Source organism: Vibrio casei (genome assembly GCF_002218025.2).
Classification (GTDB): Bacteria; Pseudomonadota; Gammaproteobacteria; order Enterobacterales; family Vibrionaceae; genus Vibrio; species Vibrio casei.
In genome coordinates, this window is sequence record NZ_AP018680.1 from 2,731,173 (window position 1) to 2,756,634 (window position 25,462).

Genomic DNA, 25,462 nt, shown 5'->3' on the forward strand with positions numbered 1-25,462 from the left:
TCAATATATGCATTTACATGGAAAATTAATGAACAAAATCGCTAAGCTAAACCTTCTCATTATTGTCATTCTCGTGGTCATTATTCGATCCGCGCGGGGATTAGTGAGCGATAAGTAAACACCAACACTAACAAGCCCCCGCACTCAAGTCCGGGGGCTTTTTTTATCATTAAAGAATCAAAAAATAAGAACAAATTAAAATGGGGCAAGGGAATGTCAATGTGGAAATCATTAAGGAAAGCAACTAGCTCAAGGGAGAATCACTCATGAATGGATCGGAGCTGGTCGTCAGCGCGTTACAACAAGAAGGCATCAAAACCATATTTGGTTACCCAGGAGGGGCCATCATGCCAATTTATGACGCGTTGTATGATGGTGGGGTTGAACACATCCTATGCCGTCATGAGCAAGGCGCTGTCATGGCTGCCATTGGCATGGCACGTTCAACGCAAGAAGTTGCGGTATGCATGGCAACATCTGGCCCAGGTGCCACTAATTTAGTCACAGGCCTTGCCGATGCATTAATGGATTCTATCCCAATTGTGGCCATTACTGGGCAAGTTGCCAGCAGTCACATAGGTACTGATGCATTTCAAGAAATGGATGTGATTGGCATGTCGCTGTCTTGCTGTAAACACAGCTATTTAGTCACCGATATAAATGATCTCGCCCCTATTCTTTCAGAAGCATTTGAAGTGGCAAAATCAGGTCGACCCGGTCCCGTTTTAGTTGATATCGCAAAAGATGTGCAATTAGCCGAAGCACCGGTAAAAATCTTACCTGAATTTACCCCCCCCCCAATTCCTGTTGCCAACAAAACTGCCATTGAACAAGCTCAACAAGTCTTAGCGAAAAGCCGTAAACCAGTGTTGTATGTTGGGGGAGGCGTACAGCTAGCCAAAGCCACCGATACGGTTCGAGAATTTCTAAAGCTAAACCCTATGCCAGCCGTCAGCACCTTAAAAGGCTTAGGTTCCATAGAGCGCCATTACCCACACTACCTTGGTATGCTTGGAATGCATGGCACCAAAGCCGCTAACCTAGTGGTACAAGAAGCAGATTTATTGATTGTTGTTGGCGCGCGCTTTGACGACCGAGTAACCGGAAAGCTCGACACCTTCGCTCCACACGCCAAAGTAATCCATTTAGATATTGATGCTGCTGAATTTAACAAGCTTCGTTTAGCTCATGCGTCATTACGTGGCGATCTCAACCTGTTATTGCCTCAGTTGGAATTGAGTAATGACATAACGGAGTGGGTTGACCACTGCAATCGCTTACGCACTAAATTCAAGTGGCGTTATGACCATCCCGGCGATCTTATCTATGCTCCAAAACTCCTTAAACAATTAAGCGACATGATGCCGGACAGCGCTATAGTCTCCACGGATGTAGGTCAACACCAAATGTGGGCGGCTCAACATATTCAACCTCGCGCTCCGCAAAATTACATCACGTCAGCTGGCCTTGGCACTATGGGGTTTGGCCTTCCAGCGGCTATGGGCGCTAAAGTTGCTCGCCCAGATGATGAATCCATCCTCATCACTGGAGATGGTTCTTTTATGATGAATATTCAAGAGCTTGGTACTTTAAAGCGCCGCCAAATCCCAGTAAAAATGGTACTACTGAATAACCAACGTTTGGGTATGGTTCGCCAATGGCAATCCCTATTTTTTGATGGAAGGCACAGTGAAACAATTTTAGATGACAACCCAGATTTCATCATGCTCGCCAAAGCGTTTGATATTCCAGGAAAAACCATTACACGCAAAGAGGAAGTAGAGCCAGCATTACAAGAAATGCTCGCCAGTAAGACCTCGTATTTATTACATGTATTAATTTCTGAAGAAGAAAACGTTTGGCCATTAGTGCCACCGGGTGCCGCAAACCAAGATATGTTGGAGAATACCTAATGGACAGATATCAATTAAACATCAAAGCCGATGATAAACCAGTATTACTAGAACGGGTATTGCGTGTCATCCGCCATCGTGGTTTTATAATTAGACAAGTAATAGCCACAGTTAATCATGAAAGTAATATTGCCAGCGTCGAAATCATTGTCGATAGCGGCCGTCCAATCAGCATTCTTATTAACCAAATAGAAAAGCTATGGGATATTCGCACGGTAGAAACACAACTATTACAAACTCACCTCTCAGAGTGAGCCTCGACGGATTGAAGAAGGGATAAAATAATGTCAACAAACACAGCGGATTTTATTTGGTTTAACGGAAAAATGGTACCTTGGGCAGACGCGAATGTGCATGTTTTAACGCACTCAATGCATTATGGCACCTCGGTTTTTGAAGGCGTTCGTTGTTACGATACACCGAACGGGCCGATCGTCTTCCGCCACCGTGAACACATGCAGCGCTTAAAAGATTCCGCTAAAATTTATCGCTTCCCAATCCCTTATTCGGTGGATGAAATCATGGAAGCCTGTCGTGAGACATTGCGAGCCAACAAGCTCGATTCGGCTTATATTCGTCCACTTGGCTTTATTGGTAATGTCGGCCTTGGCGTTTGCCCACCCGTTGATTCAGAAATGGAATTGATCATTGCGGCCTTCCCATGGGGCGCTTACTTAGGTGAAGAAGCGCTTGCTAATGGCGTTGATGCCATGATTTCCAGCTGGAATCGCGCCGCGCCGAATACTATTCCAACCGCGGCTAAAGCCGGTGGTAACTATCTTTCATCTTTACTGGTGGGCGGCGAAGCGCGTCGTCACGGTTACGATGAAGGTATTGCCTTAAGTGTGAACGGTTATATTTCAGAAGGTGCGGGTGAAAATATTTTTGTGATTAAAAACGGAAAAATTGTCACACCACCTGCCACCAGCTCAATTCTACCGGGTATCACTCGTGATTCTATTGTAACGCTAGCTCGTGATTTAGGTTACGAGGTTATCGAAGCAGATATTGCTCGCGAAGCGCTCTACCTTGCAGACGAAGTCTTTATGACAGGCACCGCCGCTGAAATCGTTCCGGTGCGTAGTGTTGACCAAATTACCGTTGGTGAAGGCAAACGAGGCCCGATCACTGAACAAATTCAATCGACTTTCTTTGGCCTATTTAATGGCACAACCGAAGATAAGTGGGGCTGGCTCGATCCAGTCTACCCACAAAGTAAATAAAAATAAAAGGAAGGAAATAACGCCTTCCTTTTTAACTCATTTTAAATTTAAACATTTGTATTAAAGGGAATTAATTATGCCAATCTATCGCTCTGCCACCACCACTCATGGACGAAACATGGCAGGTGCTCGTGCTTTATGGCGCGCCACCGGTGTAAAAGAAGAAGATTTTGGTAAGCCAATTATTGCCGTGGTCAACTCATTTACCCAGTTTGTTCCGGGTCACGTACACCTAAAAGACATGGGTCAACTAGTTGCAGCTGAAATAGAAAAAGCCGGTGGTATTGCCAAAGAATTTAATACCATCGCTGTCGATGATGGTATTGCGATGGGGCACGGCGGTATGTTGTATTCATTGCCTTCGCGTGAGCTTATCGCTGATTCCGTTGAATACATGGTCAATGCCCACTGCGCCGATGCGATGGTATGTATTTCAAACTGTGACAAAATCACTCCGGGAATGTTGATGGCGTCACTACGCTTAAATATTCCAGTGATATTTGTCTCTGGCGGTCCAATGGAAGCGGGTAAAACCAAGCTTTCCGATCAGATCATCAAACTTGATTTAGTAGATGCCATGATCCAAGGCGCCGATCCAAAAGTCTCGGATGCACAAAGTGAGCAAGTAGAACGCTCTGCTTGTCCAACTTGTGGTTCATGCTCTGGTATGTTTACCGCTAACTCAATGAACTGTTTAACCGAAGCGCTGGGGCTAAGCCAACCGGGTAATGGTTCAATGCTCGCTACTCACGCCGATCGCGAACAACTTTTCCTTACCGCGGGTCAACGTATTGTTGATCTAGCAAAGCGTTATTACTTAGAAGATGACGAGTCTGCTCTACCTCGCAGCATTGCCTCACGTGCGGCCTTTGAAAACGCTATGGCATTAGATGTCGCAATGGGAGGGTCAACCAACACTGTTCTTCACTTAGTCGCCGCCGCGCAAGAAGGTGAGATTGACTTCACCATGGAAGACATTGACCGTATTTCTCGTCAAATTCCAAACATTTGTAAAGTGGCGCCTTCCACGCCTAAATACCATATGGAAGATGTACACCGAGCTGGGGGGGTGATGGCGATTTTAGGTGAGCTTAATCGCGCCGGCCTTATCAACAATCAAACCAATACCGTATTAGGCATGACAATGGAGCAGCAGCTTGCCCACTATGACATCATGCAAACCCAATCGGAAGAGGTGAAAAAGTTCTTCCGCGCCGGTCCAGCAGGCATTCGTACCACCAAAGCTTTCTCACAAGACTGCCGTTGGGACACACTCGATGATGATCGTGAGAATGGTTGCATTCGCACTAAAGAAAACGCCTTTAGCCAAGATGGTGGCCTTGCCGTACTCAGCGGTAATATCGCCCTTGATGGCTGCATTGTGAAAACAGCCGGTGTTGATGAAAACAGTTTAACATTCGAAGGTCCAGCCGTCGTATTTGAAAGCCAAGAAAGCGCCGTTGAAGGCATTTTAGGCGGTAAAATCAAAGCTGGTGATGTGGTGGTGATTCGCTATGAAGGCCCTAAAGGCGGCCCTGGCATGCAAGAAATGCTCTACCCAACCACTTATCTTAAATCAATGGGCTTAGGGAAAGAGTGTGCGTTATTAACCGATGGTCGCTTCTCGGGTGGAACATCTGGTTTATCCATTGGTCACGTTTCACCGGAAGCGGCCAATGGCGGTACCATTGGATTAGTTAATCAAGGCGATATCATTACGATTGATATTCCAAACCGCACCATAGAACTAAAAGTAACCGAACAAGAACTGGCAGAACGTCATGCCAAACAAGAGCAACTAGGCTGGAAACCAGTTGCTCGTGAGCGTGTGGTTTCTTATGCACTAAAAGCCTATGCCATGCTAGCAACCAGCGCAGATAAAGGCGCGGTACGTGATAAATCTAAGCTAGAAGGGTAATCCTATGGCCGAAGATAGTGAGCAATCTAAGCTAAACCTTCCATACACTGGCGCAGAATACCTGCGCCAGATCTTGCGCGCACCTATTTATGAAGTGGCACAAGTCACACCGCTGCAAACTTTAACCCGTTTATCAGAGCGTTTAGGCAATCACATCCAGCTTAAACGTGAAGACAGACAACCGGTGCATTCATTTAAATTGCGTGGCGCTTACAACATGGTTGCCAGTTTAACCAATGCACAAAAACAGGCGGGCGTGATCACCGCCTCTGCGGGCAATCACGCTCAAGGTATTGCGCTTTCAGGTAAGCATCTATCTATTCGCGCCATCATTGTCATGCCCAAAACCACACCTGACATAAAAGTCAATGCGGTACGCGGTTATGGCGGTGAAGTCGTATTACATGGTAATAATTTTGATGAAGCCAAAGGAGAAGCAGAGCGTTTAGCCGCCGAACATGCTTACACGTATGTGCCTCCCTTTGATCATCCTTTAGTGATCGCAGGGCAAGGCACTATTGGCATGGAAATGCTGCAACAAAATGGTCACTTAGATTATATATTTGTACCCGTTGGTGGTGGTGGTTTAGCCGCAGGTGTGGCTGTACTTATCAAGCAACTTATGCCGGAAATCAAAGTGATTGCGGTAGAGCCTGAAGACTCAGCATGTTTAAAAGCAGCGCTTAATGCAGGAAAACCTGTGCCACTGGAGCGCGTCAGTATGTTTGCGGATGGCGTAGCGGTTAAAATCATCGGCAATGAGACTTTCCGTTTATGTCAGGAATATCTTGATGGGCACATTTGTGTTTCTAGCGACGAAATTTGCGCAGCGGTTAAAGATATTTTTGAAGACACCCGTGCGATTGCTGAGCCTTCTGGCGCACTGGCTTTAGCTGGGTTGAAAAAATACGCCGAGCAAAACCAACTCAAAGACAAACAACTTGGCGCGATATTGTCTGGTGCGAATACCAATTTTCACGGCTTGCGTTATGTGTCTGAACGTTGTGAATTAGGTGAAAAGCGCGAAGGCTTATTGGCCGTGACCATTCCTGAACGCAAAGGCGCTTTCTTCGAATTCTGTAACCTAATTGGTGGTCGTGCCGTCACTGAATTTAACTATCGTTATAACGATGATAAACAAGCCAATATTTTTGTTGGGGTACGGTTGCAAGAAGGCCAGCAAGAACTCGATCATATCGTAGAGGATTTACGTAACGGCGGTTATCCAGTAGCAGACCTTTCTGATGACGAAATGGCTAAGCTGCATGTTCGTTATATGATTGGTGGAAAACCGCTGAAACCACTCAAAGAGCGTTTATACAGCTTTGAGTTTCCTGAATCTCCAGGTGCACTACTGAATTTCCTCAGTACCCTAGGCACTCACTGGAACATCAGCTTATTTAACTACCGTAACCATGGCGCCGATTATGGTCGAGTGTTATGTGGTTTTGAGCTAGAAGATTCCGACTTAGAACGCTTCTCTGCTCATCTAAAAGAGTTGGGTTACCAATATAAAGATGAAAATGACAGCCCATCGTATAAGTTCTTTTTAAGTTAACTTTAACAACAAGCTAGTCTAAAAAATCAAGGCACTTATCATCCAACACATAACGATGATAGGTGCTTTTTCTTGGCGATCACTTTGAAGAAAACCGTTCGACATCTGAACGAATTTCATCAATTAACACCCTCGCAATATCCTCCTTATATTGTATTAAGTGAATAAACAACAAATCAGTAATCACGTTTTGCGCAGTACGTGATGCAATCGAAGAACTGCGGTTTTCACTTTCATCGGCAATGGTATCAAAACAAAGATCAGCAATTTTTCTTAACTTACTGCTTTTTGGCGACGTTAACGCGATCACTTTCGCGCCTTGTTGCTTAGCCGTTTCTGCTGCCAATAACACCTCTTTCTTATCCCCTGAAAATGAAATCACAATTTGTATATCCTGCGGAGTCAAGATACGAGCCACCGCGACTTGCACATGAGTATCCGATTCGGTTAAAGCGGTAATGCCAAGCTTAAGTAGTTTATAGCTTAAATCTTTGGCGGTTAATGCCGAACCACCAATACCTACTATTTGTACCCTCTGAGCCGCATCAATCCAGCGAATCGCTTGATCACACACCTCCATCGACAAGGCATTGGTAGTATTGACCATTGCATCTATTTTGGTTTGCACCAGCTTCTGGGCAATCACCGTTAAGGGATCATCGGATAAAATATCATGATGCAAAGGCGTCACTTGAGCGGAATTACGGCGAATAAAATCTTCATTAATCGCGAGTTTAAATTGACTGTAACCTTTATAACCGAGCTTCTGAGTCAGCTTTACAATACTTGATTGGCTGACCTCAATGAAATCCGCCATCTCTTGACTGGTTGAATGGCAAGCCAACTCGGGGTTATGGCTAATCCAATCAATAATTTTACGTCCGCTGATAGAAAACGATTCTCTTTGTTTCATCATTTTATGAAAAACCGACATAAAAACCCCAATATAAGAATAAATTATTCCATCAATAGGAATAAAAACAACCAAGAATAAGCCATTGATTAAATTAAATACCAATCAAAGTAAATTAAAAAAAGCCAAACTAGCCTAGTCATTATTCCACATTTGAGCAAAAAACGAATAACTTCAGCTGTGATCATGATCACCGATAAGGAATAAATTATTCCATATTATCTCCATCAAATGACCTTCCACCAGAGAGAAAGACGATGAAAATTGATTTAACCCATTTAGTGACGGAAAGCCGAAATACCGCCAGTGCTGAAATTGATACCCTTTCAACACAAGACATGCTGACCATCATTAACCAAGAAGATCAAAAAGTCCCTCTCGCCGTTAAAGCAGAATTACCCAAAATCGCTCAAGCAGTGGATGTCATCACTCAAGCATTTGCCGAAGGTGGCCGATTAATTTACATGGGCGCAGGCACTTCAGGTCGACTTGGTATTCTTGACGCCAGTGAGTGCCCACCAACCTATGGAAGCAACCCCGATCTCGTTATCGGTTTAATTGCCGGTGGTCATCAAGCGATTTTAAAAGCGGTAGAAAATGCCGAAGACAACGTTGAACTCGGTCAATCAGATCTTGTGTCACTAAATCTAACTAGCAAAGATGTGGTGGTGGGAATTGCCGCCAGTGGCCGTACCCCTTATGTGATTGGCGGTTTGAAATATGCCAATTCCGTAGGTGCGACCACCGTATCACTCGCTTGCAATCCAGGTTGCCCAATGGAAGCACAAGCCAAAATCGTGATCACTCCGATTGTCGGCGCAGAAGTCGTCACCGGCTCATCTCGCATGAAAGCAGGGACCGCACAAAAATTGATACTCAATATGTTAACCACTGGCGCAATGATTCGCAGCGGTAAAGTCTTTGGCAATTTAATGGTAGATGTTGAAGCCACCAACGCCAAGTTGATTCAACGCCAAACCAATATTGTGGTTGAAGCAACTGGCGTTACCAGTGAACAAGCCGAACAAGCGCTGAATGCTTGTGACCGTCACTGCAAAACTGCCATCTTAATGCTACTAGCGGATATTGATGCCAAGCAAGCGAAACAACGCTTAACCCAACATAACGGCTTTATTAGAGCAGCGCTCACTAATTAACCATTGGCTACTCAAGTAAACACAACCAAAATATAATAATTATTAGGAAATAAATCATGGCGAAAATAACCTCAGCGATGATGGAAACCATCTTAGCGACCGTAGGCGGCAGTGCAAATATCAATAAATGCGGTAACTGCATGACACGTTTACGATTGTCACTAAATAACAATGGATTGATTGACTTAGCGAGCCTGAAGTCAATAGCGGGTGTTATGGGAGTGGTTGAAGGTGATGAACAACTGCAAATTATTTTAGGCCCAGGTAAAGCGCAAACTGCTGCCGATCTGATGAATGACTTAATTGCCAACTCAAGCTCTGAAACGACGCAACCAACCGAAGACCAAAATTTATCGAATATCGCTTCTCAACAAAAGAAACAAATGAAGAGCAAACAAACCAGCTCGGTACAACGTTTTTTAAGTAAGTTTGCCACCATTTTCACCCCGCTGATCCCAGGCTTTATTGCGGCAGGTTTACTACTTGGCTTTGCTACGCTACTTGAACAAATTTACGTATTAGATCAAACGCCAAGTACTTTCATGGTCGATCTTATCGCTTATATGAAAGTATTTGGCAAAGGCCTGTTTGCTTTCTTAAGTATTTTAATTGGCTATAACGCCCAACAAGCGTTTGGCGGTTCCGGTGTCAATGGCGCCATCTTAGCCTCACTGTTTATACTCGGATATAACCCAGATGCCACCTCTGGTATTTACTCTGGTATGAGTGAGTTCTTCGGTATGACAATTGACCCACGCGGCAACATTATCGGGGTATTAATGGCGGCGATCATTGGCGCTCAAGTCGAAAAGTTTGTGCGTAAATATATGCCCGATGACCTCGATATGATCTTAACTTCTGTTGTCACGCTATTAATTATGGGTGTGGTGACTTTCGTTGTGATCATGCCAATTGGTGGCGAGCTATTTAAAGGCATGTCTTGGTTGTTCTTAAACTTAAATGACAACCCTATCGGCGCAGCTCTTTTAGCTGGTTTGTTCTTAATCTCGGTGGTGTTTGGTATTCACCAAGGCTTTGTTCCGGTCTACTTTGCTTTAATGGAAGCACAAGGGTTTAACTCACTATTCCCTATTTTAGCCATGGCAGGCGGCGGTCAAGTCGGTGCATCGATGGCTCTTTACTTTAAAGCCAATAAAGATGCGCTACTAAGAACACAAGTAAAAGGGGCGATTATTCCAGGGATTTTAGGGATTGGTGAGCCGTTAATTTATGGCGTGACATTACCTCGCGTGAAACCTTTCGTAACCGCTTGTTTAGGTGGCGCAGCGGGTGGTTTCTTTATTGGCTTAGTCTCTTATCTTGGATTGCCTGTTGGCCTAAATACGGTGTTTGGCCCATCTGGTATTGTTGCTCTGCCACTGATGACATCGGCTAGTGGTATCTTCCCAGCTATGATGGTGTTCTTAGTTGGCCTACTGATTTCTTACGTTGTTGGCTTCCTTGCCACCTACTTCTTTGGCACCAAAGATGTGGATTTAAGTTAACCTTATTTTAGCTAGATCCCCCCCTAGACTCTAGCTTGCGCCTTTACGACTAAACCATCCGGTAAAGGCGCTTTTTTATTTGCTCAACTAATATCAATACCAACCAATAACGGCTCACTTAAGCCAATCTTGATACATTTTTTGGCTGTCGCCGAGATAATCAATTAACCACTCCACCAGCTTGTTATCTTGATTTTTACGCCATACTAAACAACAGGCACTTAAGGGTTTATCACCGGTTAGATTCACTTCAATTAAATCGCCTTGCTCGATAAAAAACGTCGCCATATGACGTGGCATATACCCCATTCCGACTTTGTTTTTTAAACACTCAATCGCGCTAAACCAATTAGGCAGTAATAAACGACGCTGCTGTGCGGAATGCCAAGTATGACGCTTGGGTAATATGGTCGAGGTATCATCTAAACAAATCGCGGGAATCGCAGCTAAATCTTCATCGGTTAGTTCGCTTTGACTCGCTAATGGATGATCGGCGGCCATTACATACGCCCAATCAATACTGCCCATAGGTTTGACACCATAATCGCCACTGACTGGAATCGCCGAAGTTGCTCCAATCACGACATCAGCGCGCCCTTCAGAAATTGCTTCCCATGAACCATTAAACACCTCCATGTTGATCTGCAATTCGGCATAATCGAAAGTGTTATAAAAATCTTCAATTAAAGGCTTTAACTGCTCAAGCTTAACAATATTATCTATGGTTAATTTAACTGTTTTATGGTAGCCACTTTCGACTCGCTTGGTTTGCGCTTTCACTTCTTCCATTTGACGCAATAACTGGCGCGCTTCTTTAATAAAATGTTCACCGGCTTCGGTTAATTCCACTTTGCGAGTTAATCGATGAAATAGTTTCACACCAAGCTCTTTTTCGACCTGACGTACCGCATAACTTATCGCGGAAGGGACTTTGTGTAATTGCTCTGCCGCTGCAGTAAAACTGCCCATACGCGCTACAGTATCAAGCATTTGTAGTGACTGTTTTGAATACATACTCTTTCCCAATAAACCGACTTACTTACCTATCAAAAAATTTGAATGGTAGATTAAAATTATAACGTTTAATTTCTCAGATAGAAGAATTTATAATCCGCTCATTAAGATTGGCATCCAGCCTATTTACCCACATTCAATGGTCGTTTTATGAATATCGCAAAAACACAATTATTTTATCTTGCTGCCTTATCCATGTTGGGCTTCGTTGCCACCGACATGTACTTGCCGGCATTTAAGACCCTAGAAGCCCACTTTTCAACTGGCCCAGAATCGATTGCTTTATCTTTATCGATCTTTTTAGCCGGCATGGCTTCAGGTCAACTATTATGGGGTTTAGCGTCTGATAAGTTTGGTCATCGTAATACGCTAGCCACTGGTTTAGTGCTGTTTTCTTTAGCATCACTGGGGTTAGGTTTTAGCCAAGAAGTGTGGCAATTGTTAACCCTACGCTTTATTCAAGCGATTGGAGTTTGTGCGCCAGCGGTAATTTGGCAAGCGATGGTGATTAAGCGCTATTCAAGCTCGATGAGCCAACAAGTATTTGCATCTATCATGCCACTAGTAGCGCTTTCTCCCGCTATTGCACCACAACTTGGCGTGTTTTTAATGGCACATTTTGGTTGGTCGAGTATTTTCATCTTTTTAACTGTTGTCGGCGCAGCATTAACTTGGTTTACTCTTGCTCAGCCAAAAGATGAAGCCGAAGAACCGAAACAGACTTCAATCAAGCAGGATATCAAAGCGCTATTTAACTCTCGAGTGTACTTGGGGAATGTGATGATGTTCGCCATGGCTTCAGCCTGTTTCTTTGCCTATCTTACCGGTATGCCAGAAATCATGACATCAATGGGTTATGATGCGAAAGACATTGGATTAAGCTTTATTCCTCAAACCATTGCTTTTATGGCTGGTGGCTATTTTGGTAAACGTTACGTAACCAAACTTGGCGATGCAAAAGTATTAAAAGTTTTACTAGGGCTGTTCACTGTTTCTGCTGTCATCATGTTTGTTGCCTCTCATATGACCATCAGTACTATTTGGCCGGTATTAATTCCATTTTGTTTTATTGCAGTGGCTAATGGCGCGCTTTACCCAATCGTGGTTAACCGTGCTTTATCCAGTTGTAAAAATAGCCCAGCTACCGCGGCTGGTTTGCAAAATAGCCTACAGATTTGTATTAGTGGCTTAGCCAGTGCCCTAGTCGCAACTTACGCTAGCCAAGCACTACCAACAACTGGCATTACAGCAATTTTATGTACCCTAGGTTTATTGGTTGGGTACTTCTTATCAGTTTCTAAGAAAGCTGATGCGGTAGAGTTTGTTGAAGAGCGTTAATCGACGACACCCACAATAAAAAACCGCCTCAAAAATAAAAAGCCACGACTTCACAGAGAAATCGTGGCTTTTTGGTATTGGTAATATTTTTATTTCTTAGTTGGGCGTTTCCAATCAGTAATCACACGCTCTTTGGCTCGAGTGATCACTAACTCACCTTCAGCAACATTTTTAGTCAGCGTAGTACCCGCTCCTATCGTTGCCCCATTCGCAATGGTCACTGGTGCGATTAATTGTGCATCGGAGCCAACAAAGACATCATCACCAATAATCGTTTTAAATTTGTTTGCGCCATCGTAATTACACGTAATAACACCAGCACCAACATTAACACGCTCACCAATCTCAGCATCGCCGAGATAAGTTAAATGACCCGCTTTCGATAATTCCCCTAAACTCGAATTTTTAATTTCAACAAAATTACCCACATGCGCTTTATTTTTAAGCTCAGTCCCGGGACGTAAACGTGCAAATGGGCCAACTGTACATTCTTCACCCACCGTTGCACCATCAATCACGGTGTATGGACTGATCACACTGTTATCATCGATTTCACAATCTTTTAGAACACAACCTGCCCCGATAAAGACGTTATGACCTAGACTCACACTGCCTTCAATAATCACGTTCACATCAATTTCAGTGTCCATACCACATTGCAATTCACCACGCAGATCAAAACGAGCAGGATCACGTAGCATAACCCCTTGTTCTAACAAGATTTGTGCTTGCATTGATTGATAAGCTCGCTCTAAGCGTGCAAGTTGAGAGCGATCATTAACCCCTTCCACTTCAATCGGGTTAACAGGATGCACAGCTTCAACTGCACGACCTTCACTATGAGCCGCTGCAATCACATCTGTCAGATAATACTCACCTTGGGCGTTTTCATTTTTTAACGCCGATAGCCAACGCTTAAGATCACCACCGGTTGCCACCATGACACCAGTATTGACTTCTTTTATCTGTTTTTGTTCTTCAGTGGCATCTTTTTGTTCAACAATCGCCACAACAGGGCCATTTTTACGAATAATACGACCATAACCTACTGGTTTATCTAAGATAACTGTTAATAATGCAATACCGCCTGTAGGCTGAGCTTCTAAAAGGTTTTCAATGGTTTCTCGAGAAATCAGCGGAACATCACCATAAAGTACTAACACTTTTTCATCGTCAGAAAAATCAGGGGCAGCTTGATTAACGGCATGCCCAGTCCCTAATTGGTCTGCTTGCAAAATCCAATTAACGGGTTCTTTCCCTAATACTTGCTTCATTTGATCGCCAGCATGACCATAAACCAAATGAATGTTTTTTGCGCCAAGACCCGTACAAGTATCAATAACATGCTTAGCCATTGGACGACCGGCTAAAGTATGCAAGACTTTTGGTTTTTCAGAATACATGCGAGTGCCTTTACCCGCAGCAAGAATAACAGCGCTAAAATTCATTTAAATTCCCTTATATTGATTCACTCTAAGAATGTTAACTCACTAATATAATTTTTTGATTAAAATTTAGTAAAACTCAAATCAAATAACTATAAAAAAGGCGACCAATGGTCGCCTTTTATCTACTCTGCTAATGCTAATAACTAGCGGCGAGACTGACGAGTTAACTCAATAACTCGTAGCTGAGCAATCGCTTTCGCTAAATCACTTGCCGCTTGTGCGAAGTCAATATCGCCATGCTGATTTTGAATATTCTCTTCAGCTTTGCGTTTGGCTTCTTCAGCCTTAGCGGCATCAAGCTCTTCACCACGAATCGCCGTATCAGCCAGTACAGTTGCAATACCCGGCTGAACTTCGACCATACCACCAGAAATATAAATAATTTCTTCGTGACCGTGTTGTTTCACTAAACGCACCATGCCAGGCTTAATAGCAGTCAGAAGCGGGGTGTGCCCAGGATAAATCCCAAGTTCACCTTCACTACCTGTCACCATAAAAGACTCAACCGTACCTGAAAAAAGTTTCTTCTCAGCACTTACGATGTCTAGATGAAAAGTCATAGCCATGTTGCCTCCTAATTCGCTTTATAACTTAATAAAACTTGAGTTGAGTTTTTATAAACTTAAAGCTTCTTAGCATTCTCAACAGCATCGTCAATCGTACCGCAGTACATGAACGCTTGCTCTGGAATATCATCGTAATCACCAGCAATCAGACCTTTAAAGCCGCGCAATGTTTCTTTTAATGAAACATACACACCAGGGTCGCCAGTAAATACTTCAGCAACGTGATAAGGCTGAGTTAAGAAACGTTCAATCTTACGAGCACGAGATACAAGTTGCTTATCTTCTTCAGATAACTCATCCATACCTAGGATCGCGATGATGTCTTTTAACTCTTTATAACGTTGTAGCGTTGTTTGAACACCTTGAGCTATACCGTAGTGCTCTTGACCAACCACTAATGGATCCAACATACGAGATGAAGAATCGAGTGGGTCAATCGCAGGGTATAGACCCATTGCTGCGATATTACGGTTAAGTACAACGGTTGCATCCAAGTGAGCAAACGTCGTCGCAGGAGATGGATCGGTTAAGTCATCCGCTGGTACGTATACCGCCTGAACAGAGGTAATAGAACCTTGTTTAGTCGAAGTAATACGTTCCTGAAGAACACCCATTTCTTCTGCTAGAGTTGGTTGATAACCTACCGCAGATGGCATACGACCTAGTAGAGCCGAAACCTCTGTTCCCGCAAGGGTATAACGGTAGATGTTATCAATGAACAATAGTACATCACGACCTTCATCACGGAAACGTTCCGCCATAGTCAGGCCAGTCAATGCTACGCGTAGACGGTTTCCAGGTGGCTCATTCATCTGGCCATAAACCATTGCTACTTTTGATTTTTCAGGTTCTTCAACGTTTACAACGCCAGCTTCCTGCATTTCAAAGTAGAAATCGTTACCTTCACGAGTACGCTCACCAACACCGGCAAATACAGATAAACCTGAGTGTTGCAATGCGATATTGTTGATAAGTTCCATCATATTAACGGTCTTACCTACACCAGCACCACCGAATAGACCGATTTTACCACCCTTAGCGAATGGACAAATTAAGTCGATTACTTTAACACCGGTTTCTAGCAGTTCCGTTACATTAGATTGCTCTTCGTAACTTGGTGCTGCGCGGTGAATAGCATAATGCTCTTCTGCGCCAATGTCACCACACTCATCGATAGCATCACCTAACACGTTCATGATGCGACCAAGTGTTTTTGTTCCTACTGGTACTGATATTGGAGCACCTGAATTCGATACTTCCAAACCACGACGTAAACCATCAGAGCTACCCATTACGATTGCGCGAACCACGCCACCGCCAAGTTGTTGCTGAACTTCAAGAACAAGACGTTCTTTTGACTCTACAACATTCAGGGCATCGTATACACGAGGTACACTGTCCTGTGGGAACTCTACGTCGACTACTGCACCGATGATCTGTACGATCTTACCTGTAGCCATCGTTAAATCCTCTAAACTATTTAATTACCTAAGCACTAAAATTTAATAACCATGTGTCTAATAACAAGACTAAACCGCTGCTGCACCTGATACGATTTCAGACAACTCTTGTGTAATCGCCGTTTGACGGGCTTTGTTGTACACAAGTTGTAAATCATCAATCAGGTTGCTTGCATTATCTGTTGCAGCTTTCATCGCCACCATTCGCGCCGCTTGCTCACAAGCAAGGTTTTCCACCACACCTTGATACACTTGCGATTCAACATAACGTTTCAACAAGGCATCAAGTAATGGTTTTGGCTCGGGCTCATAAATGTAATCCCAAGAATGTGTGCGTTTCATGTCATCGCTATCCGATTTAGGCAAAGGTAGCAATTGATCGATCTTTGGTTCTTGAACCATGGTATTAACAAAACTGTTAAATACCACGTAAAGGCGATCTAACTCACCTTCATCATATTTCTGTAGCATTACGCCTACACTACCAATCAAAGCTTCTAAGCTAGGGTTATCCCCTAAACCTGAAATTTGAGCTGATAGTTTAGTACCTGTGCTTTTGAAAAAGGCAGTGGCTTTAGTGCCTATTACCGCAACTTCAACACCTGCGCCTTTTTCAGACCAATCTTTCATGTGATTTAAGGTTTTCTTAAACAAATTAATGTTTAAACCACCACATAAACCACGATCAGTTGAAATAATGATATAACCAACTTTTTTAGCTTCACGCTCTTCGAGATAAGGATGCTTATACTCAAGACTAGCGTTTGCTACATGACCGATCACTTTACGCATTGTTTGTGCATATGGACGAGAAGATTCCATTGCGTCTTGCGAACGACGCATTTTGGAAGCTGCTACCATTTCCATCGCTTTCGTAATTTTTTGTGTGCTTTTAACACTACCAATTTTGGTACGAATTTCTTTTGCGCCGGCCATCGTATTTCTCCGTTAATAGAAGAGCCCGTTTATGGATATTCGATTAAGTGATGTATCTACTTTTTATAAAAAGCACAACACATCACAAACGAATTACCAGGTCTGGGTTGCCATGAAATCATCAACTAACTTTTTAAGTTTCGCTTCGATATCATCGTTATAAGCACCCGTTTTGTTGATTTCAGAAACGAAATCAGCATGTTGACCATGAGCATACGACAGTAGTGCTGATTCAAAATCCGCTAGCTTGTTAAGAGCGATATCCGTTAGGTAACCGCGCTCAGCAGCAAAAATCACAAGAGCCTGATCAAACACTGAGAACGGAGCGTATTGCTTTTGCTTCATCAATTCAGTTACTTTTTGACCATGGTTTAGCTGTCTTTTCGTCGTTGCATCTAGATCAGATGAGAACTGAGCAAACGCTGCTAGTTCACGATACTGTGCAAGTGCAGTACGAATACCACCAGACAGTTTCTTAATGATCTTAGTTTGCGCTGAACCACCTACACGAGATACCGAAATACCTGGATCTACCGCAGGGCGAATACCAGCATTAAATAGCTCAGTTTGTAGGAAGATCTGACCATCAGTAATCGAAATTACGTTAGTCGGTACGAATGCAGATACGTCACCCGCTTGAGTTTCAATGATAGGAAGCGCGGTTAAAGAACCGGTCTTACCTTTCACTTCACCCTTAGTAAAGTTTTCTACATAGTGCTCGCTTACACGAGATGCACGCTCGAGAAGACGAGAGTGAAGATAGAAAACATCACCTGGGAAGGCTTCGCGGCCAGGTGGACGTTTTAGAAGTAGAGAAATCTGACGATAAGCGACTGCTTGTTTAGATAAATCATCATAAACAATCAGTGCATCTTCACCACGATCACGGAAGTATTCACCCATCGCACAACCTGAATATGGAGCCAGATATTGCAATGCCGCAGACTCCGAAGCCGATGCTACAACCACTATAGTGTTTGCAAGTGCGCCGTGCTCTTCAAGTTTACGTACTACGTTAGCAATCGTAGAGGCTTTTTGGCCAATCGCTACGTAGATAGAGAAGATTCCAGAATCTCGTTGATTAATGATAGCATCAATCGCCATCGCTGTTTTACCAGTCTGACGGTCACCGATGATAAGCTCACGCTGACCACGACCAATTGGAATCATTGAGTCAACAGACTTATAACCAGTTTGAACTGGTTGATCAACTGACTTACGGTCTATAACACCTGGTGCAATCACTTCTACAGGAGAAGTTAATTTTGCATCAATAGGACCTTTACCATCAATAGGCTCACCCAGCGTGTTTACCACACGACCAAGCATTTCAGGACCTACAGGTACTTCAAGGATACGACCAGTACCCGTTACTTTCATGCCTTCCTGAAGGTTAGCATACGGACCCATTACTACCGCACCAACCGAGTCACGCTCAAGGTTAAGTGCAAGTGCATAACGGCCACCCGGTAGTTCAATCATTTCACCCTGCATCACGTCCGCTAGGCCGTGAATACGGATAATACCATCGCTTACTGAAACGATAGTACCTTCATTACGCGCTTCACTCACAACTTCGAATTTCTCGATACGTTGTTTGATCAGTTCGCTAATTTCTGTGGAATTAAGTTGCATGCTCCAATCCCCATTAAGACATTAATGCGTCACTCAAACGGTTCAAACGACCGCGAGTTGAGTTGTCGATTATTAAGTCTCCGGTTCGAATAATAACTCCACTAAGTAGAGTCTCATCTACACTGCAATTCAGCTTTACTTTACGATCAAGACGCTGCTCGAGTTTGCTGCTGAGTTCTGCAAGTTGTGTTTCAGTCAATGTTGTTGCAGACGTTATTTCTACATCAACCTGATTGTCTAATTCTTTTTTAAGAATTAAAAACTCTTCACAGATTTCAGGAAGGGCCTTTAGGCGGCCATTCTTGGCAAGAACTTTAATAAAGTTTTGACCATGTTCATCAAACTCTGCACAAATCGAAATAAAGATTTCAGCTAATTGTTCAGCGACAAGCGCTTTATTTAATAAGCCAATAACATCTTCATTCTTTGTGACTTCTGCGGCAAAAGAAAGCATTTCTGACCATTGGTCTACTGCTTCTTTCTCAACCGAAAATTCAAAAGCTGCTTTAGCATAGGGGCGTGCGATTGTAGTCAAATCAGACATATGCTACCCCTCTGGTTATAGTTTTGCAGTAATATTATCGAGAATATCTTGGTGTGCATTCGGATCAATAGAACGCTCCAAAATTTTCTCAGCACCGGCTATAGCTAATACAGCGACTTGTTTACGTAATTCATCACGAGCTCGGTTACGTTCAGTTTCAATTTCAGCTTGACCTTGATCTAAGATCTTCTGACGCTCTATTTGAGCTTCAGTTTGGCTTTCTTCTAAAATTTGACTTTTACGTTTATTAGCTTGGTCGATGATTTCAGCAGCGGCTTTCTTTGCTTCTTTCAATTTGTCCGAAGCATTAGCTTGTGCCAGGCTTAAATCTTTAGCTGCGCGATCAGCGGCTGCTAAACCATCAGCAATACTTTTCTGACGGTTTTCAATAGCTGTTATAAGTGGAGGCCATACAAATTTCATGCAGAACAACACAAATAAAGCAAAAGCTAGCGCTTGACCTAACAGAGTTGCGTTTATATCCACCGCATACTCTCCTTTGTTTGCTGTAAAAAAACCAATACCTGAGTAACTAAATTATCCGGCAACCGCAAACAATAAATACAGTGCAAGACCTACAGTGATCATAGGAATAGCATCAACAAGGCCCATAACGATAAAGAATTGAGTACGTAGGACAGGGATTAGATCGGGCTGACGAGCTGCACCTTCCAAAAATTTGCCACCAAGTAGAGCGATACCAATCGCAGCACTCACAGCAGCAAGGCCAAGCATGATTGCAACAGATATGTAAATCAGATCCATAATAAAAACTCCAAGTTTTTTTGTTAAATAATTTTTTAATGTTCTTCAGATGCTTGAGATAGATACACTATCGTCAAAGTCATAAAGATAAATGCCTGTAAAACGATAACTAAAATATGGAATATCGCCCAAGGCACGGAAAGAAGCCATTGTGACCACCAAGGTAAAAGCCCTGCGATCAAAATAAAAATCAACTCCCCTGCATACATATTACCGAATAAACGCAGCCCTAAAGAAACAGGTTTAGACAATAATGTAACCGTCTCTAACACTAGATTTACTGGAATAAAAGCCCAGTGATTAAACGGTTGTAACCCCAACTCTTTAGCAAATCCACCAATACCCTTAAGCTTGATACTGTAACCAATGATCAATAAGAACACACCTAATGCCATAGACATGGTAATGTTTACGTCTGCAGTGGGTACAACTCTAAGATAAGGTATACCTAAGAGAGTTGCTGTATGAGGAAGAAAATCGACTGGAATTAGATCCATTAAGTTCATTAGGAAAATCCATACGAATACGGTTAACGCTAACGGAGCTAATAGAGCACTCTTTCCATGAAAAATATCTTTTACTGAGGCATCGACAAACTCAACCAACATTTCAATAAAGCATTGTAGCTTACCAGGAACACCACTCGTGGCCTTTTGACCAACGCGATAAAAGATCCATAAAAAAGCACAGCCTAAAACGACTGATACAATTAATGAATCAATATTAAATGTCCAGAATCCACTACCTACTTGTAGGTTTTGTAAATGGTGTGAGATGTACTCCTGAGGAGTTAGTTCACCTGAACCAGCCATTAGATATCCTGTCTAATTACGTTTAAAACCAAATGACATAATGCATTGCACAACAAAGGCCAATATATAACCTAAAAAGAAAGTAATAAGGTGCACTTCAGTATATTTAAAAAAATACACAAATAGAGCGCCGGTAATCACAAACTTATAAGCTATGCTTATATAGGCTTTCGCCATGACTTTTGCTGCCGTATCTGCACCAGGTTTATTTAAATATAAACTCGTTACAATATACGGAATGCAGTACACCAGCCCCCCAAAAATGGCAGATTGACTTGCCATTACTCCCTGAACATACAAACTGATCAAGCTTAAAGCGCCAATAACAATAAACTGAGTTAAAATTAAATAAAACATTCTATTTACACCCAATTACATTTATTTTGATTCAGCTGTATGCGCAGGACATACTACACCTTACTCCGCTTCTATTACAGAAAAGAGCAAGATGTAAAATGATTATTTTTACATTCTGTTAAATGTTTAGCGATATTCTACTAACAGAGTTAATTTCTACTTAAGTTTGTGTTAAGGAGGCCTAAAACTTGCTCCATATCCTCAAAATCAATGGTAATTTTACCTTTTCCTTTGGAATTTCGACGAATAACCACCTTTGTACCAAGCTTTTCAGACAGTCGTTCTGAAAAAACCAATGCTGAAGTATCTTCGACTGTTTCTGTTTTAGGCTCTAAATGTTTCTTCACCAGAGCTTCAGTTTGTCTAACGGTTAATTTCTTAGCAACAACAATTTTTGCAACATTATTTTGATCACATAATTCGAGTGATAATAAGGCTCTGGCATGACCCATCTCGAGTTCTTTTGATATAACGCATTGTTTTACGCCGTCATCAAGCGTATTGAGTCGCAATAAATTGGTCACTGCTGTACGAGATTTACCTATCGCATCAGCCACTTGTTGATGAGTTAATTCAAATTCTTGTTGTAAGCGTTCTAACGCTTGTGCTTCTTCAATCGCATTCAAGTTTTCACGTTGAATATTTTCAATCAGCGCCATTGCAATAGCAGCACGGTCTTGAACATTTTTAATCACACAAGGAACTTGAGTCAAACCTGCTAATTTAGCCGCGCGCCAACGACGCTCACCCGCAATAATTTCAAATTGAGACTCAGAAACTCTACGTACGACTAAAGGCTGAATAATACCTTGTGAACGAATGGATGAGGACAATTCTTCCAGCGCTTCAGGTTGAATGTCTTTTCTTGGTTGATATTTTCCGACAATAAGCTGAGAAATAGAGATTTCGGCCAGTTGTCCTTCAGACGACAAAGCTTGGCTATGCGCTACTTTTTGTTGCTTTTCTCTCGCAAGTGAACTTGTAGAAAGTAGAGCATCGAGACCTTTACCTAAACCACGTTTAGACATCTGAGCGGATTCCTTTATCTTCAATAAATGATTATGACATTATGTCATTAATGTTTCTTCACGACGTAGCATTTCGCCAGCAAGAGCCAGGTAGGCTTTTGAGCCTGCTGAATATTTATCGTAATACATTGCAGGTTTACCATGACTAGGCGCTTCTGCTAAACGCACATTACGAGGAATAACGGTACGATACACTTTATCTCCAAAGTGTTTCTTTAACTGCTCAGAAACATCATTAGATAGACGATTTCTTGGATCGAACATGGTTCGAAGGATACCTTCTATTTTTAAATCATGATTGACGACAGCAGCCAATTTACTGATGGTATCCATCAACGCCGTTAAACCTTCTAAAGCAAAATACTCACATTGCATTGGCACGAGAACGGACTGAGACGCAGCCATGGCATTAATCGTCAATAAATTTAACGACGGGGGACAATCAATAAAAATATAATCATATTGATCTATCACATTCACTAATGTGTTTTTGAGTCGTAACTCACGTGAAAAAACTTCCATTAATTTAATTTCAGCGGCCGTTACATCACCATTTGCAGCAATTAAGTCATAACCTGCTGGAGTATTTTTACAAACTACTTCATTAAATGGTGTTTCTTCCACAAGAAGATCGTAAGCGGTAAAATCGACATCGTATTTATCAATACCACTCGCCATTGTGGCATTGCCTTGAGGATCAAGGTCAATAACAAGAATTTTTCTTTTAGTTGCGGCCATAGAAGCAGCTAGGTTGACACATGTTGTCGTTTTCCCTACACCGCCTTTTTGGTTGGCAATTGAAATGATTTTACCCACGAATACCTCGTTATTAATCCTTTTTATCCAAAACGATTAAGTGGCGATCACCCTCTAATTCTGGAACTTGTAATACTTTAATATCTAGCACATTGAATGCATTAGGTAGCAGTGCAATTTCATCTTCAGGTAATTGTCCTTTTAACGCAAGAAAAACCCCACCATTAACTTTAGGTAGATGATGACACCATTCCACCATATCAATAATGGAAGCAAATGCTCGACTAATCACGGCGTCAAAGCCTTCTTCAGGTTGAAACTCTTCTACTCTACTTTGCACTGGATTAACATTTTTTATCGCCAACTCATGCAGTACTTGTTTGATAAAACGAATTCTTTTACCAAGGCTATCAAGCAACGTAAATTGGCAATCAGGATTTAAAATAGCCAAAGGAATACCAGGTAGCCCAGGGCCGGTACCTACATCAATAAAGCGAGAGCCTGATAAATGGGGGCTGACAACGGCGCTATCCATAATATGTTTCACTAACATATCCATTGGATTACGTACAGAGGTCAAGTTATATGCTTTATTCCACTTATCTAGCAATAACACATAGCCAACTAATTGATCCCTTTGTTGATGGCTGACTTCAAGATCAGTTTGAGATAATAATGCATCCAATTTTTCTCTCAATTCTTTATTGATTAAACTGAGATTCATGCTGCATCACCTTTCTTTAATTGACCGTGTTTTTTTAAGTGTACCAACAAAATAGAAATAGCGGCTGGAGTAATACCTGAAATACGTGAGGCAATTCCAATTGTTTCGGGTTTGGTATTATTAAGCTTAGCCACGACTTCATTGGATAACCCTTTCACCTGAGAATAATCTAACTCAATCGGTAATTTGGTATTTTCATGTCTGAGTGATTTTTCGATTTCTTCTTTTTGACGTTGAATATACCCTTCATACTTGACTTGGATTTCAACTTGCTCAGTGGCTTGTTGATCATCCATTTCTGAAATATAAAGATCCAATGAGGTTAATTTTTCATACGTCATTTCAGGTCGACGCAAAAGATCTTCACCGCTCGCTTCACGGGTAATGTCTGTTTTGAGTAATTGGTTTAATTGATCAATATTCGCCGATTTAGGATTAACCCAGATATCTTTCAATCGTTGGCGCTCTAACTCTATATTTTCAACTTTTTGGTTGAAACGTGCCCAACGAGCATCATCGACTAAACCAAACTCACGACCTTTTTCCGTTAAACGTAAATCTGCGTTATCTTCACGAAGCAGCAAACGATATTCCGCACGTGAAGTAAACATACGGTAAGGTTCTTTGGTACCCATTGTGGAAAGATCATCGATTAACACGCCCATATAAGCTTGATCACGACGTGGATTCCAACCTTCTTTACCTTGTGTATACAGTGATGCATTCAAACCCGCCATTAAACCTTGTGCAGCGGCTTCTTCATACCCCGTAGTACCGTTAATTTGACCGGCAAAGAATAATCCATCAATAAATTTGGTTTCGTAACTTTGCTTTAAATCACGAGGATCGAAGAAATCATATTCAATCGCGTAGCCTGGGCGAATGATTTGAGCATTTTCAAATCCTTTCATTGATTGAACGATACTAACTTGAACATCAAATGGAAGGCTGGTTGATATGCCATTTGGGTACAGTTCCGTTGTGGTTAATCCTTCAGGTTCAATGAAAATTTGGTGGCTGTTTTTATCCGCAAAACGCATGACTTTATCTTCAATCGATGGGCAGTAACGAGGCCCAATTCCTTCAATAACCCCTGAGTACATAGGGCTACGATCAAGATTCTTTCGGATCACATCATGTGTTTTTTCATTGGTGTGTGTAATGAAACACGGTATTTGATCAGGGTGATCACTTGCTTTTCCCATAAATGAAAATACAGGAATCGGGGTATCACCATGTTGTTTTTCAAGACTTTCAAGATCAACGGTTCGAGCATCAATCCTAGGTGGTGTCCCTGTTTTTAAACGATCCACTCTAAATGGAAGATCGCGCAAACGTTGCGCTAAAGCGATAGAGGGTGGATCCCCCGCACGGCCACCAGAAAAGTTTTCTAAGCCAATATGAATTTTTCCGCCAAGGAAAGTACCGACGGTTAATACCACTGCTTTGGCTTTAAACTTTAAACCCATTTGAGTTATGACGCCGGTCACTTGATCGTTTTCAACGATCACATCATCAACGGCTTGTTGAAAAAGAGTTAGATTAGGCTGATTTTCAAGGGTAGTACGTACGGCTGCTTTGTATAGAATACGATCGGCTTGAGCTCTAGTAGCACGAACTGCGGGTCCTTTTGATGCATTCAACGTCCTAAATTGAATTCCTGATTTATCAATAGCTTGAGCCATTAATCCACCTAGAGCATCCACTTCTTTTACCAAGTGTCCTTTGCCAATCCCACCAATCGCTGGATTACAAGACATCTGACCTAAAGTATCGATGTTATGAGTTAGTAATAACGTTTTTTGGCCTGTACGAGCAGACGCAAGAGCAGCTTCCGTTCCTGCATGGCCACCACCAACGACGATGACGTCAAAGTTTTCGTGATAAAACAT

General features: G+C 42.4%; 24 protein-coding genes. 8 read left to right on the forward strand and 16 right to left on the reverse strand.

All coding sequences use genetic code 11. The features are described 5' to 3' along the window. The first annotated feature begins 266 nt into the window (after positions 1-266). From ilvG to ilvA, 5 genes are all read left to right on the forward strand, one after another. Positions 267-1,913, forward strand: a complete 1,647-nt coding sequence (gene ilvG / locus VCASEI_RS12770; RefSeq protein ID WP_086959142.1) for an acetolactate synthase 2 catalytic subunit — start codon at positions 267-269, stop codon at positions 1,911-1,913. Further along, positions 1,913-2,167, forward strand: coding sequence for an acetolactate synthase 2 small subunit (gene ilvM, locus VCASEI_RS12775; RefSeq protein ID WP_086959140.1), 255 nt, complete (start codon positions 1,913-1,915; stop codon positions 2,165-2,167). The genes ilvG and ilvM overlap by 1 nt, the downstream gene beginning before the upstream one ends. A 30-nt stretch (positions 2,168-2,197) precedes the next feature. Further along, a complete protein-coding gene (locus tag VCASEI_RS12780; protein WP_086959138.1) occupies positions 2,198-3,136 on the forward strand; it encodes a branched-chain amino acid transaminase in 939 nt (312 codons plus the stop codon). Between the two features lie 76 nt (positions 3,137-3,212). Next, entirely contained in the window at positions 3,213-5,054 is a 1,842-nt protein-coding gene (gene ilvD, locus VCASEI_RS12785; RefSeq protein WP_086959136.1) for a dihydroxy-acid dehydratase, read from the forward strand. A gap of 4 nt (positions 5,055-5,058) precedes the next feature. After that, positions 5,059-6,612, forward strand: coding sequence for a threonine ammonia-lyase, biosynthetic (gene ilvA / locus VCASEI_RS12790; RefSeq protein WP_086959134.1), 1,554 nt, complete (start codon positions 5,059-5,061; stop codon positions 6,610-6,612). Positions 6,613-6,691: 79 nt separating this feature from the next. Here the strand turns inward: ilvA and VCASEI_RS12795 are convergent, their stop codons facing one another. Further along, positions 6,692-7,546 carry an SIS domain-containing protein gene (locus VCASEI_RS12795; RefSeq protein WP_089110378.1) on the reverse strand — a complete coding sequence of 285 codons (855 nt, stop codon included), beginning with the start codon at positions 7,544-7,546 and terminating at the stop codon, positions 6,692-6,694. A 236-nt stretch (positions 7,547-7,782) separates the two neighbouring features. Between VCASEI_RS12795 and murQ the strand changes: the two genes are divergently transcribed. Next, a complete protein-coding gene (gene murQ, locus VCASEI_RS12800; protein WP_089110354.1) occupies positions 7,783-8,682 on the forward strand; it encodes an N-acetylmuramic acid 6-phosphate etherase in 900 nt (299 codons plus the stop codon). 56 nt (positions 8,683-8,738) lie between these two features. Further along, the gene (gene murP / locus VCASEI_RS12805; protein WP_089110355.1) at positions 8,739-10,187 is read left to right on the forward strand and encodes a PTS N-acetylmuramic acid transporter subunit IIBC; all 1,449 of its coding nucleotides are present in this window, start codon (positions 8,739-8,741) and stop codon (positions 10,185-10,187) included. A 114-nt stretch (positions 10,188-10,301) separates the two neighbouring features. On the opposite strand, the gene punR is transcribed toward murP, so the two are convergent. After that, complete coding sequence (gene punR / locus VCASEI_RS12810) at positions 10,302-11,201, reverse strand: DNA-binding transcriptional activator PunR (protein ID WP_089110356.1); 900 nt, start codon at positions 11,199-11,201, stop codon at positions 10,302-10,304. A gap of 150 nt (positions 11,202-11,351) precedes the next feature. Here punR and punC point away from each other — a divergent pair, with 150 nt between their 5' ends. After that, positions 11,352-12,539: a purine nucleoside transporter PunC gene (punC, locus tag VCASEI_RS12815; RefSeq protein WP_089110357.1), complete on the forward strand. Its 1,188-nt coding sequence runs from the start codon at positions 11,352-11,354 to the stop codon at positions 12,537-12,539. Between the two features lie 89 nt (positions 12,540-12,628). Here the strand turns inward: punC and glmU are convergent, their stop codons facing one another. The 14 genes from glmU to mnmG form a co-directional block, all read right to left on the reverse strand. Continuing rightward, entirely contained in the window at positions 12,629-13,987 is a 1,359-nt protein-coding gene (glmU, locus tag VCASEI_RS12820) for a bifunctional UDP-N-acetylglucosamine diphosphorylase/glucosamine-1-phosphate N-acetyltransferase GlmU (RefSeq protein ID WP_086959121.1), read from the reverse strand. Between the two features lie 143 nt (positions 13,988-14,130). Next, complete coding sequence (locus VCASEI_RS12825) at positions 14,131-14,553, reverse strand: F0F1 ATP synthase subunit epsilon (RefSeq protein WP_086959119.1); 423 nt, start codon at positions 14,551-14,553, stop codon at positions 14,131-14,133. Positions 14,554-14,609: 56 nt separating this feature from the next. Further along, the gene (gene atpD / locus VCASEI_RS12830) at positions 14,610-16,013 is read right to left on the reverse strand and encodes a F0F1 ATP synthase subunit beta (protein ID WP_086959117.1); all 1,404 of its coding nucleotides are present in this window, start codon (positions 16,011-16,013) and stop codon (positions 14,610-14,612) included. A gap of 69 nt (positions 16,014-16,082) precedes the next feature. After that, the gene (gene atpG / locus VCASEI_RS12835; RefSeq protein WP_086959115.1) at positions 16,083-16,949 is read right to left on the reverse strand and encodes a F0F1 ATP synthase subunit gamma; all 867 of its coding nucleotides are present in this window, start codon (positions 16,947-16,949) and stop codon (positions 16,083-16,085) included. A 93-nt stretch (positions 16,950-17,042) separates the two neighbouring features. Next, entirely contained in the window at positions 17,043-18,584 is a 1,542-nt protein-coding gene (atpA, locus tag VCASEI_RS12840; RefSeq protein ID WP_089110358.1) for a F0F1 ATP synthase subunit alpha, read from the reverse strand. A gap of 13 nt (positions 18,585-18,597) precedes the next feature. Continuing rightward, a complete protein-coding gene (gene atpH, locus VCASEI_RS12845; RefSeq protein WP_089110359.1) occupies positions 18,598-19,128 on the reverse strand; it encodes a F0F1 ATP synthase subunit delta in 531 nt (176 codons plus the stop codon). A 15-nt stretch (positions 19,129-19,143) separates the two neighbouring features. Further along, positions 19,144-19,614 (reverse strand): F0F1 ATP synthase subunit B, encoded by a 471-nt coding sequence (gene atpF / locus VCASEI_RS12850; protein WP_086959109.1) that lies wholly within the window; start codon positions 19,612-19,614, stop codon positions 19,144-19,146. A gap of 51 nt (positions 19,615-19,665) precedes the next feature. Next, entirely contained in the window at positions 19,666-19,893 is a 228-nt protein-coding gene (atpE, locus tag VCASEI_RS12855) for a F0F1 ATP synthase subunit C (protein ID WP_086959108.1), read from the reverse strand. A gap of 35 nt (positions 19,894-19,928) precedes the next feature. After that, complete coding sequence (gene atpB / locus VCASEI_RS12860) at positions 19,929-20,705, reverse strand: F0F1 ATP synthase subunit A (protein ID WP_089110360.1); 777 nt, start codon at positions 20,703-20,705, stop codon at positions 19,929-19,931. A gap of 12 nt (positions 20,706-20,717) precedes the next feature. Next, the gene (locus VCASEI_RS12865; RefSeq protein ID WP_086959104.1) at positions 20,718-21,062 is read right to left on the reverse strand and encodes an ATP synthase subunit I; all 345 of its coding nucleotides are present in this window, start codon (positions 21,060-21,062) and stop codon (positions 20,718-20,720) included. A gap of 149 nt (positions 21,063-21,211) precedes the next feature. Continuing rightward, complete coding sequence (locus VCASEI_RS12870; protein ID WP_086959103.1) at positions 21,212-22,090, reverse strand: ParB/RepB/Spo0J family partition protein; 879 nt, start codon at positions 22,088-22,090, stop codon at positions 21,212-21,214. A gap of 39 nt (positions 22,091-22,129) precedes the next feature. Continuing rightward, positions 22,130-22,906 carry a ParA family protein gene (locus VCASEI_RS12875; protein ID WP_089110361.1) on the reverse strand — a complete coding sequence of 259 codons (777 nt, stop codon included), beginning with the start codon at positions 22,904-22,906 and terminating at the stop codon, positions 22,130-22,132. A 13-nt stretch (positions 22,907-22,919) separates the two neighbouring features. After that, positions 22,920-23,570 (reverse strand): 16S rRNA (guanine(527)-N(7))-methyltransferase RsmG, encoded by a 651-nt coding sequence (gene rsmG, locus VCASEI_RS12880; RefSeq protein ID WP_086959099.1) that lies wholly within the window; start codon positions 23,568-23,570, stop codon positions 22,920-22,922. Then, the gene (mnmG, locus tag VCASEI_RS12885; RefSeq protein ID WP_086959098.1) at positions 23,567-25,462 is read right to left on the reverse strand and encodes a tRNA uridine-5-carboxymethylaminomethyl(34) synthesis enzyme MnmG; all 1,896 of its coding nucleotides are present in this window, start codon (positions 25,460-25,462) and stop codon (positions 23,567-23,569) included. The genes rsmG and mnmG overlap by 4 nt, the downstream gene beginning before the upstream one ends.

Coding starts and splice junctions, on each gene's coding strand:
- ilvG (WP_086959142.1), top strand. CDS start 267: ATGAATGGATCGGAGCTGGTCGTCAGCGCGTTACAACAAGAAGGCATC.
- ilvM (WP_086959140.1), top strand. CDS start 1,913: ATGGACAGATATCAATTAAACATCAAAGCCGATGATAAACCAGTATTA.
- VCASEI_RS12780 (WP_086959138.1), top strand. CDS start 2,198: ATGTCAACAAACACAGCGGATTTTATTTGGTTTAACGGAAAAATGGTA.
- ilvD (WP_086959136.1), top strand. CDS start 3,213: ATGCCAATCTATCGCTCTGCCACCACCACTCATGGACGAAACATGGCA.
- ilvA (WP_086959134.1), top strand. CDS start 5,059: ATGGCCGAAGATAGTGAGCAATCTAAGCTAAACCTTCCATACACTGGC.
- VCASEI_RS12795 (WP_089110378.1), bottom strand. CDS start 7,546: ATGTCGGTTTTTCATAAAATGATGAAACAAAGAGAATCGTTTTCTATC.
- murQ (WP_089110354.1), top strand. CDS start 7,783: ATGAAAATTGATTTAACCCATTTAGTGACGGAAAGCCGAAATACCGCC.
- murP (WP_089110355.1), top strand. CDS start 8,739: ATGGCGAAAATAACCTCAGCGATGATGGAAACCATCTTAGCGACCGTA.
- punR (WP_089110356.1), bottom strand. CDS start 11,201: ATGTATTCAAAACAGTCACTACAAATGCTTGATACTGTAGCGCGTATG.
- punC (WP_089110357.1), top strand. CDS start 11,352: ATGAATATCGCAAAAACACAATTATTTTATCTTGCTGCCTTATCCATG.
- glmU (WP_086959121.1), bottom strand. CDS start 13,987: ATGAATTTTAGCGCTGTTATTCTTGCTGCGGGTAAAGGCACTCGCATG.
- VCASEI_RS12825 (WP_086959119.1), bottom strand. CDS start 14,553: ATGGCTATGACTTTTCATCTAGACATCGTAAGTGCTGAGAAGAAACTT.
- atpD (WP_086959117.1), bottom strand. CDS start 16,013: ATGGCTACAGGTAAGATCGTACAGATCATCGGTGCAGTAGTCGACGTA.
- atpG (WP_086959115.1), bottom strand. CDS start 16,949: ATGGCCGGCGCAAAAGAAATTCGTACCAAAATTGGTAGTGTTAAAAGC.
- atpA (WP_089110358.1), bottom strand. CDS start 18,584: ATGCAACTTAATTCCACAGAAATTAGCGAACTGATCAAACAACGTATC.
- atpH (WP_089110359.1), bottom strand. CDS start 19,128: ATGTCTGATTTGACTACAATCGCACGCCCCTATGCTAAAGCAGCTTTT.
- atpE (WP_086959108.1), bottom strand. CDS start 19,893: ATGGATCTGATTTACATATCTGTTGCAATCATGCTTGGCCTTGCTGCT.
- atpB (WP_089110360.1), bottom strand. CDS start 20,705: ATGGCTGGTTCAGGTGAACTAACTCCTCAGGAGTACATCTCACACCAT.
- VCASEI_RS12865 (WP_086959104.1), bottom strand. CDS start 21,062: ATGTTTTATTTAATTTTAACTCAGTTTATTGTTATTGGCGCTTTAAGC.
- VCASEI_RS12870 (WP_086959103.1), bottom strand. CDS start 22,090: ATGTCTAAACGTGGTTTAGGTAAAGGTCTCGATGCTCTACTTTCTACA.
- rsmG (WP_086959099.1), bottom strand. CDS start 23,570: ATGAATCTCAGTTTAATCAATAAAGAATTGAGAGAAAAATTGGATGCA.
- mnmG (WP_086959098.1), bottom strand. CDS start 25,462: ATGTTTTATCACGAAAACTTTGACGTCATCGTCGTTGGTGGTGGCCAT.